Raw genomic sequence first — 13,324 nt, forward strand, 5'->3', positions numbered from 1 at the left:
CAATAAAAACAGTCCGAATAGCTTTCGGACTGGAATAATAGCTGAATATTGAAGTAAAAATAGTATCTCTACAAGCCTTTTTAAGTTTAATGCGCATGCCGATAAGAGGCATTGCTCAGTAACTCGTTCAATGCCCCTCTTTCGGGTGCGTCTTAAATTATGTCGTTCTTTTTGATGAGAGAAATTTCCCTCGCACCATATTTTTCGCAGCCGCATAGCTTCATAGTACTCAGGCGTTCCGGCATGTTGCATTTGTTTTTCTTTGGCTTCTTCATGAAGATGACGTTCAATCCGTCTTCCAATTTTCGACTTACCTATACATTTTTCCTTATGTGGACAGTTTTGACACTCTGATTTTTTGGCAGCATAACGTTTTACGCCTTTACCTTTGCAATAAGATGAATACTTTAGTATTCTCCCTGCGGGACAAAGATAACAATCATTGTCGGTATCATATATGAAGTTATTTGGCGAGTATTCTTCAGTATAATTACAGTTAGGAGTAGGTTTCTCTCGTTGCGGTATATATGCTGCAATATCTTTTTTTATCATTGCTTCATATACTTCTCGACTGTCATATCCGCCATCCGCACAGATTGCATCAGGATTGAAACCGAATTTTTCAATTTGGTACTCGATTCGTTTAACGTGAGGAACAGAATCCTTGATATTTCCAGCAGTAACAAAAACATCAGTAATCATTCCATGCTTTGAATCGCAGGTCTGATGATTCAGATAGTGAAATCCTGTAGGCTTTCCCGGACGCTTCATCAGTCCGCATTCAGGATCTGTAACGCTTTTGGTGATCTCTTTAGTTTTAGTAGTATCGTATTCAACAGGCTCTTTGATAAGACCGAGTTCATATGCCTCACGATCAAGCTTCTGTATATATTCACTTGGAGTATCAGGTACTTCAATGACTTCACGCAGGTCATTACGTGCATTCGCTCTGATGTGTGTAGAGTCAGTCAGAAGGAGCTTTCCGTCAATAAGACCTGCCTCGAAACACTTACGAACGATCTCATCAAAGACATCTCTAAAAATTGTTGTACCATCAAATTTTCTGCGACGGAGCTGTGAGATAGTTGAGTGATCCGGAACACGTTCATCAAAGTCAATTCCTAAGAACCAGCGGTAAGCAATATTTACGGTGATCTCCTGTTCAAGCTTACGCTCAGAATCGATACCGTAGATATATCCAATTAATAGCATTTTTATCATTACAACAGGATCAATCGAAGGTCTTCCTGTATTTGAATACAGGTCAGCTACCTTGTCATAGATGAAATCAAAATCTACAAGTCTATCCAAATCTCGCAAAAAATGCTCCTGTGGCATTAGTTCTTCAAGTGTCACAAATGACATTTTCATTTGCTTGCTTTCAGCTCTTTTTAACATCGCTGCTACCTCACTTTCGACACTTATATTATACCATATTCAGCACTCAATGTCGAGGGTTTGTCAACAGCACCGAATCGCCACCTCGCCACCTGAGTCGGCAAATCGCAGGCTCAGCAAAGGGGTGACCGAAATGGACACCCCTTTGAAATGAACGCTGAACGAAATGGTGCTGTTGACAAAGTGGTGTTTTCGGACATAAAAAAGCAGCCCGTAGTTTTTACCAGGCCGATTTGCAAAGATTTGGCAGTATAAACAGCCCCTTTCATAGGCATTTTACAAGCCTTTTTAAATTCAGGGCGCACGCCGATAAGAGGCATTGCTCAGTGACGCGTTCAATGCCCCTTTTGCGTGTTCGTGTCAGATTATGATTCGCCTTTTGATGTGAGAAGTTTCCCTCACACCATATTTTCCGCAGCCGCATGGCAGCACGGTATTCAGGCGTACCTATATTCTGCCGTTGAATTGATCTTGCTTTTTCATGCAGCGTACGATCTATCATTCGTGGATTTTTCGTGTGTCCATTACATTGTTCTCTGTATTGGCAGGATAAACAGTCTGCTTTTTTTGCTGTATATCTTTTACGTCTGTCCTTTTTTCTATATCCTGAATAGCGCAGCACTTTGCCAGCCGGGCAAACATAAATGTCCCGCTCTTCATCGTAGGTGAACACTTTGGGATCAAAAGCCGGTTTATAATTCGGTGTTCCGGACCGAGTACGTTCAGGTATGAAAGTTTTTATATTTCTGTTCAGCATAGCATTATGTACTTCACCGCTGTCATAGCTCGCATCTGCGCATATCGCTTCTGTTTTCATTTCAAATTTGTCGATTTGGTATTCCAGGCGTTGCGTATGCGGTGTACTGTCATGCTCATTTCCGGCGGTAACATACACATCGGTGATAATCCCATTTTCAGCGTCACAGGTCTGATGATCAAGATAATGAAACCCGACCGGCTTTCCGGGGCGTTTCATCATTCCGCATTCAGGATCCGTACTGCTTTTTGTAACAGACTTGGTTTTTGAGGTATCGTATTCGATGGGTTCTTTGATAAAACCCAACTCATATGCCTCACGATCAAGTTTCTGCATATATTCTGTGGGAGTATCCGGAACTTCAATGATCTCTCGCATCTTATGATTGGCATTGGCTCTTATATGCGTTGAATCTGTCATCAGCAATTTTCCGCTAACCAAACCAGTTTCAATGCATTTGCGAACAATCTCATCGAATACATCACGGAACACAGAAGTACCATCAAACTTTCTGCGCCGAAGCTGAGAGATGGTAGAATGATCAGGAACGCGCTCGTCAAGATCAATTCCGAGGAACCAACGATAAGCAATGTTTACCGTAATTTCTTGTTCCAGTCTGCGTTCAGAATCAATACCGTACAGATATCCAATCAGCAGCATCTTGATCAAAACAACCGGATCAACAGACGGCCTTCCGGTAGATGAGTAGAGGTCGGAAACCTTGTCATAGATAAAGTCAAAGCTGACAAGTCTGTCCAGTTCCCGAAGGAAATGTGTTTCCGGCATAAGCTCATCCAGTGTTACAAATGCCATCTTCATTTGCCGCGGTTCAGATCTTTTTAACATTGCTCTCGACCTCGCTTTCTATGATATTATTATACCATATTTCCTTGCGATTGTCGATGGTTTGTCAACAGCACCCAAACGTGACATCCTTTGCAATAAGGGTATCGTGAAAACCGATACCCTTGTAGTGGTTGTGCTCAGTATCAACAGCCAACATTGGTCCAGTCTGATGAATGGATTTCGACAGCGAGCTGTGGTATGATAGTTGGTCAGGAGGTGACCGCGGCAATGAAGTTGCAGGATCTATACTATGGAAACGTCATACCGTGTCAGCACGATGTGAGAAGGGACTCCGACTATGCAAAGCGAAGTCTGGAGCTGCTTGAAATGTGCGACAGACTGGAGAAACGACTGTCGGCTGACGATAGAAAGCTGTTAGGCGACATAACGGATATGCAGGGAATGCTGTCCGAAACGATGGTAGCAGAGAGCTACATACAAGGTTTCCGTGACTGTGCCGAGCTTGTCATAGATGTTATGTTCGGCAGGAGCAAGAACCTGAAATAACATAATAATTAAACGGAATGGGTACGGTAAAAAATCGTACCCTTTTACTTTATCAAAAAGGAGAAAGTTAAAATGAACAATTCAATGATAATGATCATGTTTAGAATATTAAAGAGAGGTGTTAGCTATTGGCAGATATTGAAAAGATGTACGACAAGATGTTTACCGATTACCCCGACGTGGTGAGTGTTCCGCAGCTGATGAAAATGCTGTCGGTAGGCCGCCATGCTGCTTATGAATTAGTAAGCAGCGGCGAGATACAGAGCTTCAAAGTCGGTAAAAATATAAGGATACCGAAGATAAAAGTTATTGAATACATACTCGGAGCAAGGAGGTGCTGCCTATGAAAAATGTGACAGGAAGTCTGCAAACCAAACGCGGCAAGTACTATGCTGTGCTGAATTTATACGACCACACAGGTAAACGAAAACAGAAATGGGTATCCACGGGATATGAGATCAGAGGTAATAAGAAAGCTGCGAAAGCCTTCCTCGACGAGCTGCTTGTAGCTTACAACAAGAAACAGCAGGCGGCACTAAAAGTTATCTCAAAGATGAAGCACCCCGAGCAGTTTATAAAGGAGCAGAGCCGAATAATGGCTCTGCCCCTGTTTTTATACATCGAAGAATGGATCGACCACTCTTCTGTGAAGCTCCAGCCGACTACTATTGATGGTTACAGACAGCTCTGTGGCGGAAGGATACGGACGTTCTTCGAGAGCCGAGGAACTACCGTTTATGATCTCACAGGCGAGGACCTGAACGAGTTCTACGCTTACCTTACAAGGCAGGGACTGAAAGGTGCGTCTCAGCAGAGGTATCACGGACTGATACATTCCGCATACAGCTTTCTTATGAAGCACCAGTACATTGACAGCAATCCCTGTGACTTTGCCGACCGTCCAAAGGCTGAGAAGTACCGCGGAGCGTACTATAATCAGTCGGAGCTGACGGAACTGTTCCGTGCTGCGAAAGAGAGCGAGATATACATTCCCGTGCTTCTTGCGGCATATTACGGACTTCGCCGCAGCGAGGTCCTCGGTATCAAGTGGAGCAATATCGACTTCGGGAACGGCACTATCCGTATTGCTCACAAGGTCGTGGAGCAGAAGGTGGACGGCAAATACCAGACAGTCGGTCACGACAAAATGAAAACGGAGTCCAGCAACAGGATACTTCCGCTGATGAAGGAAGTGGCAATGGCACTGCGGAGGCTGAAGCTCCATCAGGACGAGCAGCGCTGTTTATGCGGTAATTCTTACGTTCACGAATACGATGACTACGTCTGCGTGAATGAGATAGGTCAGCTTCTCAGACCAAACTATGTCACTGCGAAATTCAGTGAGCTTCTGAAAGAAAACGGCTTGAAGCACATACGCTATCATGACCTTCGCCATAGCTGTGCCAGTCTGCTTCTTGCAAACGGAGTGCCGATGAAAGAAATACAGGAGTGGCTGGGACACTCGAACTATCGCACAACAGCCGACGTTTATTCTCATCTTGATTTCAGCAGCAAGGAGCATTCTGCGGAGATAATCTCCCATGTTCTGGCGGTGTGAGGTTGACATAATCAGTGTGGTGATGTATAATCTAAGTAAGAAAAATCGGAATTTGCAGCCGAAGGCTGCGCTTTTCACGTTGCCGCTCGCAAGCTCGCTTACTTTGCTTACAAGTCATAGTCTGCTTTCGCTTACGGCAATACTAATATAAATCGGAATTTTACGGAGCAATGTTCATATGAAAAAAGCATTTAAGATAATTGGAAAGGTACTTCTTGTAATCATAATATTACTAATCATTTTCTTGCTAATAGTGTTCACATACAATAAAATTATGATGAATAAGGAAAAGGCACTATTGGACGAACCTCTTGGCGAAATGATAGAGGTTGACGGACATAATATGTGCATATACTCTGAGGGAGAAGGTAAACATACATTAGTATTTCTTTCAGGTTCAGGAACTGCCTCTCCTATACTTGATTTCAGAAGTCTTTATAGTTTGTTAGTTGATGATTATAGGATAGTAGTTGTTGAAAAATTCGGCTACGGTTTCAGTGATGTAGTAAATACTGAGAGGTCATTTGATACAATACTGAGGCAGGACAGAGAAGCTCTTTCAAAGGCTGGAATTGATGCTCCGTTTATCCTCTGCCCTCACTCAATGTCTGGACTTGAAGCGATACTTTGGGCACAAGAATATCCAGATGAAGTCGAAGCAATTGTAGGTCTTGATATGTCTCTGCCACGCTCTTATGACAACTTTAATTATTCAAAAACAGAGCGATTTGAAAAAATTGCAGCTATTGGACGAGAGTTGGGGATTATCAGGTTTTACTATTCTGACAGCTCGCTTCCTCAAGGACTTTCAGAAGCTGAAAAAAGTTTATATAGAGCCATAGCCTGTAAAATAGCTGTGAACGATGACGTTATAAATGAAGGTCTTGCTATCCACGATGCCGTCAAAAAAATCGACGGAGCGCCTAAACCTGATATACCAATGTTAATGTTTATATCTGACGGAAAAGAAACAGGCATTGAAAAGTGGTCGGAGATACAAAAAGAGTATGCTTCTGAACTGTCAAATGCAACTATTGTTGAACTTGATTGCGGACACTATGTTCATAATTATAAGCAGGAGCAAATAAGTGAAGAAATGAAAGAATTTATTGGTAATATTAAGTGATAACTTCTGATTTACACGATTATAAGCCGGAAAGCTAACAACTTTCCGGTTTATTTTTTGCTCCCGCAAATGTGTCTGAAATCTTAATTCTGAGTCCGAATATTGCTTTTCGGGACAGGTTGTGGTATACTGTAGTCGCTGAAGCGGATTTCCGAAACAGGAGGTAAAAATGAAAGAAGTAACAGGAAATCTGCAAGTAAAAAACGGCAAGTACTATGTGCTTGTGAATCTGTACGACCGCAGCGGCAAGCGTTCCATAAAGTGGGTAGCGCTGGGACTGGACGCAAGAGGCAACAAGAAGGCTGCAAAAGCCCGTATGGCGGAGGTGCTGGAGGAGTACAACCGCAGTCAGAGGAAGCTGCTGAGGACTATCAGCAAGAAGAAAGCTCCCGAGAAGTTCATTCAGCAGCGAGAGCAGGTGCAGTATCAGACGCTGACGGAGTTTCTCACGGACTGGATAAACCTGTCGTCAGGCAGGCTTCAGCCGTCCACGATAGACGGCTATATGAAAATGGTGAACGGCAGGATAACCGAGTTCTTCGGGAACAGCGGTATAACGATAGGTGACCTTGCAGGCGAAGACCTCAACGACTTCTATGCCTATCTTGAAGACTCCGGCTTGTCGGGAGCGTCAGCTTTGCGCTATCACGGACTTATCCACGCAGCATTCAGCTATGCGGTGAAGAAGGAGCTCCTCGACGATAATCCCTGCGACCACGCAGACCACCCGAAGAGGGAGCGCTACCGAGCCTCATTTTACAGTGAGGACGAGCTGAGAGACCTGCTTATGGCGGCGAGGGAGAGTCCCATATACATTCCAGTAATGCTTGCGGCTTACTATGGACTCAGACGCAGCGAGGCTCTCGGGCTGAAATGGAGCAACATCGACTTCCAGTCCAAGACCATTTCCATATCCCACAAGGTAATTGAGGCTAATGTGAACGGCAAATATCAGGCAAAGGGCTTCGACAGAATGAAGAACCAGTCCAGCAACAGGACGCTTCCGCTCATCGAAGATGTCGAGAATGAACTGCTTTACCACCGACAGCAGCAGTCCATGAATGCGGCAGTTCTTCGAGGTGCATACTGCCACGACTTCGATGATTACGTCTGCACTGATGCCACAGGTCAGATTATGCGTCCGAACTTCATATCAGTGCAGTTCGGAAAGCTGCTCAAGGACAACGGATTCCGACACATACGTTACCACGACCTGCGTCACACCTGTGCAAGCCTGCTCTTGAAGAACGGCATACCCATGAAGGCGATACAGGAGTGGCTGGGACACTCAACGTTCGAGGTAACAGCCAACATTTATGCTCATCTGGACTACTCAAGCAAGGAGAGCTCGGCGGCAAAAATGGCACAGCTGCTTGCAATCAGCGAATAAAATAAGTCCTGCACAGAACTTTTGACAGTTCCGCACAGGACGCACAAAATATCCAAGTGTTAGAAAAGTGTTAGAAATGAACAGCCGTTCATAAATGGCAAATGCCGTAAACGGCGAGTTTACGGCATTTTTTGGCAGGGGCAGAAGGACTTGAACCCTCGGCACGCGGTTTTGGAGACCGCTGCTCTACCAACTGAGCTATACCCCTATTTATTATCGTTGCTGACTGCAACACAATAATTATATCAGATAGAGGGGGACTTGTCAACAGTTTCGAGAAAAATTTATTTTTTAATTAATGATAAAACGATCTCGGAGAATTTCTCTGAGACCGTTTTATCATTATTGGGGAGCGTCCACGGTTTTCAGTACGATGGAACCGTTTTCGCAGACTATCTCGCCCAGCTTTTCTTCGGGAGTTGCTTTAATATCAACGAAAGAGCGGACGTTCAGTTTTGCTTTGCAGAGCTCCAGCCTTCCGTCGCGGAGGTCAAATGTAAGATCGTCCATAAGGGATGAGAAGTCAAAGCCGCCTGTTTCTTTTGTGGCGGTATCAAAGTAACCGACAGAGGTGCGGTGGAGGCCCGAGCCGCAGGAGTATGTGAAGTAAAGCTCCTCTGCGCCGTCTCCGTTTATATCTGCAGCGGCAAAGGACTCCGTTCCGTTACCGCCGAAGCCCATGCCAAGGACATACATCTCGCCGTTATAGACGAGGAAGCTCTCGCAGCTGCTCTCGAACTTGAAGACACGGAAGCCGTACTTTTCGGTTATTTCCTCGGGGGTCACGTTGAAGCAGTCTTCTTTTTCGGATATGTACTTAGGAATGACAGCGGTTTTAAGGAACTCCTCCACCCCGTTATCTGAGGGAGTGAGACCGAAAATGTCGATACTGCGGCTGTTCAGCTTGCTGACAAGGGAGCTTCTCAGCCTGCGCAGGTCGAATACATCAATGACGCCGTCCTCGGTGATGTCGGCAGCTTCATAGCAGTTGAGCTTTGAGCCGTGTTTATTCAGCAGATAGCTCTGGACAGTTACTACATCGGCGATACTTATGGTACCGTCGAAGTTTGCGTCGCCCTTGATGAAGTCAAGGGGAACGAATTCCAGTCCCCATTCGTTGGCATAGCGCTCCGCTTCCGTGCCCTTGCAGCCCTTTATGACGCAGCTGCTGTCGAAAGCGCATTTTGGCTCATCTGTCAGTGGACGTCTTGGGGGAGGCGGCTCGATGCCCGAAGTGAAATCCTGAAATGTTTTATGCGGATATGCGCCGATGACCTCAACTTCGGGAGGTATGGTCACAGAGGTGATATTGCTCTGAAAAGCGTCCTGTTCGATGGCTTTTACGCTTCGGGGGATAGTAAGCTCATTAAGCAGGGGGACGTTTTTGAACGCCTGTAAGTCTATACGCTTTATGCCGTTCATTAAGTCAATTTTTTCGAGGGAAGTGCAGCTGTCAAAGGCGTTCTCGCCGATCTCACTGACAAGAAGCTGCGCTGTTTTAAGTCCCGTGCAGTTGGAGAAAGCCCATTTCTGTATATTGAGCTCAGGGCAGAGCACCTTTATCTCGGTCAGTGAGAGACAGTCTATAAAGCTGAACACTCCCATGTATTTCAGAGTCGAAGGGAAGTTTATACTTTTAAGGTATTTGCATTCTGCAAAGGCGCCGCTGTCAATGATCTCGATAGTATCGGGAAGTCTGATCTCAGTAAACGGGGTCTGTGTAAGGGCATTTTTTTCAATGGCGGTCACGGGACAGCCGTCTATTTCTCTTTCCACAGTAAAGGGCTTTGTAATGGGGGTATCGCTGTATGTATATGTATAGTCCGTCCACGCCAGAACAGCCGTACCGTCGGGCTTTTTGTAGTAGTAGCCGCCGTTTTTCTCAATGAAGCCGAACTTCTCCATGTACTCGGCATCGCCTCTGAAATCTCTCATGGGACAGTCGAATACGGTGGGGATAGTCTCGATCAGCTCGTCTTTTTTGTTATAGACCTCAAAACAGCCTTTGGTATCAGGTGAGGTCTGCATACGATAGACCACATAGCTGTTCCGCTCATCGTCAAGCCAGTATTCGATGGCCTGATCGACGATATTATTCCGCAGGTCACCAAGCTCCAGATGGACAACATCGGGGACGCAGTTGATATACGTCAGCCAGCTGTCGGTCTTATAGTAGGACATCTGATCCGCAATACCGTAGGCATTTTCCAGCTGCTGCAAGGTAAGCCGCTCGCCAACGTCATCGCCTGCAAGGATACGTCTTGCTCTTTCGCAGACTATGTCATCATTCTGAGATGTCTCCGTGTCGAAGATAAAGTGACACAGCTCCTGCTGCTCCTCGGTGAGGGAGTCATAGTCGGTGATGCACAGGTCATACCTGAGGAAATTGTCCCAAAGTCCCTCATAATAGTACGAGGGATAGGCGGCTGCACGGCTGCCTGACGTAAGTCCCGAAAGGGGAGCGCACAGCATTAAAGCTCCCGTAAATAAAGCAATAGACTTTTTCATATCAAAACCTCCTTTTCATTTGAATGTCCGTATCATAACTGTCACTTTCATTATAGCATATATATATATATAATGTCAAGAAAAAGCCATAGTACTTCTCTTTCGGGAAGCACTATGGCTTTGTTTCTTATAGGGTATGAGCTTTATATGGCTCAGAAGTTAAGTGCGGAGTGGATTATCTCGAAGCGCTTGATGAGGAAGTCTACAACAGAGACTGTCTCTGAATTCCACATCATTCCGCCGCCGCCGAAGCCGCCTCCGCCCCAGCCGCCGCCGAAGCCGCCGCCGAAGTCGCCGCCCCACTGAGCGCCGCCGCCGCCCCAGTCGAAGCCGCCTTCAAATGCCCAGCTTTCTTCTGTAACGACTGAATCGTCTGAGTTCTCATCGGACTGCCAGTTCCAGCCCTGCTGTCCCCAAGGATTCTGCTGACCCCAAGGGTTCTGCTGCTGACCGGGGTCCTGCTGACCCCAAGGATTCTGCTGTCCGGTGCCTACCTGGAGACCGTTTGCTGTCTTCTTTGTGGTGTTGTCGAACTGATCGAGAGTAAAGAAGAAACGGGGGTCTGCCTGAACGTGAGGACGGATAAGTGAAACGTATTCTGAAGCGTACTGCTCGGGATCGCTGAACCTGTTGAGTATATCCTTAACGTAGCCTACATACATATCGTAGTACTCGGGAACCTGCAGAAGCTTTGCAAAGGGACGATTCTGTATCTCAGCCTGATAGAGGCTTGTCTTGACATCTGAGTTAACAGCGTCTGTACCGCCCATGAAAGCGCCAAGGCTAAGGTTGTAGTCCCAGCCTACGAAGTAGTGCTTGCCGCCTGTGTAGATCAGGTAGTAGTTATGTGCGAGTGAGCCGTTGTAGCTGTCGTAGTTGCACATTACCGAGTTAACTGCGAAGCCCTTGAGGAAGCTGGGAACGTCCATGATATTCTCGATGAACTTGTAGTTCTGGGGAGTGAGCTTGTTGATCTCAGTCTTGAGTTCCTCAAGGTGAGTGAGCTGCTCATCGTCGCCGAACTTGAGGTCCAGATTGCTGACGGGCATAGATGATGTGAATGTACTGTAGCTGTCTCCGCCGAATGAGAACAGACCGCCGCCCTGATTGCTTCTCTCTGTAGCCTTATAAAGGTCAGAGTCATCGTCGATAGCATAGCGCTCTGCGAGAGTTGTACCGGGCTGCTCACAAGCAAGGTAGAAGCTGTAGAGCTGACCGTTGAGGTACATATCCGAATAGCTTGTTCTGGGAGCCACGCCGTCGATAGTATACATAGCGTCATAGCAGATGGTATCTCTCATGCATGAAGCGTCTGAGTAGAAGTTATTCAGACAGAACTCTGTAAGACCGTGATAGTTGGTGTACTTGTCGTACTTATCCATCTTGAAGCGGAAGCTGTACTTGCCGTTTGAAACACTCATACGAGAGCTGTTGCCCTTTGTTCTGATGCCGACATTCTTGAACTCCTCGCCGTCGATAACGACATCACAGGGAGCCCACTGCTCTTCCTGAGCAACTTTCATGAAGTTGTTCCAGTCATTGTCTGACATCTTGACCTCGATCTTATGAACGAGCTTCTGGTTGAAAAGGCTGCCGTAGAGCTGATCCTGATCATCCATGTCGTTGTTTACTTCGGTATAAGAAGCGGGAGTGCCGCCCTTGAAGGTGCTGCCTGTGCTGTGCTTCATCTTGATGCCGCCTGCAAAGAGCTTATAGTCGCCCGATGTGCTGAGGTCGGGAGATGAAACTACTGCAAATCTGTACTTCTTGAGGGTGTTCTCCTCAAAGAATATCTTCTTGGAGGAATCTGTCAGTGCGATAGGATTGTTCTTTGACCACTCCTTGACGAAGTCAAATGCGAATACTGACTGCTGAGCGGTAAGAGTTCCTTCGTACTGATTGTCTGTTGCTGTAGCAAGGAGACTTCCGCCTGTAACGTTGATAGTACCAACGCTGGTGAGACCTCTGTCTCCGAATGCGCCGATATTACCGCCTGAGATATTGATAGCTGTCTCAGCCTGAATAGCGTCCTTGCTTGACTTGATGCTTACAACACCGTCCTCGATATCAACGTTGCCCTTTGAGGACTTGAGACCGTCGCCCTTTGAGTCGATGATGACAGTGCCGCCCTTTACTGTGACAGAGGTCTTGCCCTTAACGGCGTCCTGACCCTCGGTCTCATTAAGGGTATTTATATTGATGCTGCCGCCTGTGAACTTGATATCGTTGTTGCAGACAACGCCGGGCTGAACGTTAGCGTTTATGTTCAGTGTACCTGTTCCTGCGTCGCCGCCCTTGATAGTAAGATCGTCCTTGGCTTCGATAACAGCGCAGCCCTCGTTATCACCTGTGTAGGGAGAAGTGCCGTCAGAGAGTGTGTTCTCTGTGCCGTCCGAGATGGTGATAGAGGTCTTGTCAGCGTTCTTTACGAGAACAGCAGGAGCGCTGTTTCCTGTGATATTAACGCCGTTGAAGATGAGCTTTACTGTGTCGGGATCAGCCTTGTCGTCGGGAACTTCAACATATATCTGTCCGTTGTTGAGAGTACCGTCGATGTAGTAGCTTCCCGAATGTGAGATGGTAACGTTTGAACCGTTTGCAACAGCGTACTTTCCTTCTACAGTTGCCGATGAACCTGTCAGGTGGATCTTTGTCTCAACATCCTCCTTTGGAACGGTCACAACGGGCTGTGTAGTAGTTGTTGTAGTAGTGGTCTGGATCGGAGCTGTCTGAGTAGTTGTCTCGGAATAGCCCGGAGCGTATGACTCGGGGAGAGAGGGGATAAGGTTAAGGAGCCTTTTCTGTATAGCGAGTGCGTCGTTTCCTGTAAGTCCGCCGCCGCGCTCATAGACGTCTCCGTTGACCCTGCCCTGTTCGGTCATGTGAGTCGGGTCTTCACCGCCAACACCGTATTTTGAGGGGTTGGCAAGGCTCTGCATGATAAGTATAGCATCTGACAGCTCAAGGGTACCGTTGCAGTTAGCGTCGCCGTATACTATATCATTTGACGCTCCTGCAGCCGCAGTAACTGCCACGGCTGCTGAGCTGAGGATACAGGCAGACATGATACCTGCCAGTAAACTTTTCTTTTTCATTTCAATCATCCTCCTAAATAGCGTGGTGACTATTATTAATAGATGATTACATAATAATAAATAATTCTTAAAATAATCTTAAACTAACCTTAAAAGTGCGGAAACTATAACGTTTTATGCAGAAGTTTTCTACTATGGT

The 13,324-nt window shown here is 46.3% G+C and carries 9 protein-coding genes and 1 tRNA gene; 5 read left to right on the plus strand and 5 right to left on the minus strand.

Translation table 11 applies throughout. The annotated features are described in order from the left end of the window. Together DSZ37_RS17480 and DSZ37_RS04030 are read right to left on the minus strand one after the other, a co-directional pair. The coding region (locus tag DSZ37_RS17480; RefSeq protein ID WP_109727682.1) for a transposase at positions 1-1,398 on the minus strand (1,398 nt) is incomplete at its 3' end. A 265-nt stretch (positions 1,399-1,663) separates the two neighbouring features. After that, positions 1,664-3,001 carry a transposase gene (locus DSZ37_RS04030; RefSeq protein ID WP_109725675.1) on the minus strand — a complete coding sequence of 446 codons (1,338 nt, stop codon included), beginning with the start codon at positions 2,999-3,001 and terminating at the stop codon, positions 1,664-1,666. A gap of 198 nt (positions 3,002-3,199) precedes the next feature. Here DSZ37_RS04030 and DSZ37_RS04035 point away from each other — a divergent pair, with 198 nt between their 5' ends. The 5 genes from DSZ37_RS04035 to DSZ37_RS04055 all read left to right on the plus strand — a co-directional run bounded on the left by DSZ37_RS04035 (position 3,200) and on the right by DSZ37_RS04055 (position 7,582). After that, positions 3,200-3,508, plus strand: a complete 309-nt coding sequence (locus tag DSZ37_RS04035; protein WP_242978564.1) for a DUF6809 family protein — start codon at positions 3,200-3,202, stop codon at positions 3,506-3,508. A 128-nt stretch (positions 3,509-3,636) separates the two neighbouring features. Beyond that, entirely contained in the window at positions 3,637-3,855 is a 219-nt protein-coding gene (locus DSZ37_RS04040; RefSeq protein ID WP_081348295.1) for a helix-turn-helix domain-containing protein, read from the plus strand. Then, on the plus strand, positions 3,852-5,066 hold the full coding sequence (locus DSZ37_RS04045; protein ID WP_109725677.1) for a tyrosine-type recombinase/integrase: 1,215 nt from the start codon (positions 3,852-3,854) through the stop codon (positions 5,064-5,066). Before DSZ37_RS04040 ends, DSZ37_RS04045 begins: the two co-directional genes overlap by 4 nt. 178 nt (positions 5,067-5,244) lie before the next feature. After that, positions 5,245-6,192, plus strand: a complete 948-nt coding sequence (locus tag DSZ37_RS04050; protein ID WP_109725678.1) for an alpha/beta fold hydrolase — start codon at positions 5,245-5,247, stop codon at positions 6,190-6,192. 169 nt (positions 6,193-6,361) lie between these two features. Next, positions 6,362-7,582 carry a tyrosine-type recombinase/integrase gene (locus DSZ37_RS04055; protein ID WP_109725679.1) on the plus strand — a complete coding sequence of 407 codons (1,221 nt, stop codon included), beginning with the start codon at positions 6,362-6,364 and terminating at the stop codon, positions 7,580-7,582. A 132-nt stretch (positions 7,583-7,714) separates the two neighbouring features. On the opposite strand, the gene DSZ37_RS04060 is transcribed toward DSZ37_RS04055, so the two are convergent. The 3 genes from DSZ37_RS04060 to DSZ37_RS04070 all read right to left on the minus strand — a co-directional run bounded on the left by DSZ37_RS04060 (position 7,715) and on the right by DSZ37_RS04070 (position 13,185). Then, positions 7,715-7,790: transfer RNA gene (locus DSZ37_RS04060), tRNA-Trp, on the minus strand. A 134-nt stretch (positions 7,791-7,924) separates the two neighbouring features. Beyond that, the gene (locus tag DSZ37_RS04065; protein ID WP_109725680.1) at positions 7,925-10,090 is read right to left on the minus strand and encodes a leucine-rich repeat protein; all 2,166 of its coding nucleotides are present in this window, start codon (positions 10,088-10,090) and stop codon (positions 7,925-7,927) included. 152 nt (positions 10,091-10,242) lie between these two features. After that, on the minus strand, positions 10,243-13,185 hold the full coding sequence (locus DSZ37_RS04070; RefSeq protein WP_109725681.1) for a carbohydrate-binding domain-containing protein: 2,943 nt from the start codon (positions 13,183-13,185) through the stop codon (positions 10,243-10,245). Between the last annotated feature and the right edge of the window lie 139 nt (positions 13,186-13,324).

It is taken from the genome of Ruminococcus flavefaciens, from assembly GCF_900116855.1.
Classification (GTDB): Bacteria; Bacillota; Clostridia; order Oscillospirales; family Ruminococcaceae; genus Ruminococcus; species Ruminococcus flavefaciens_R.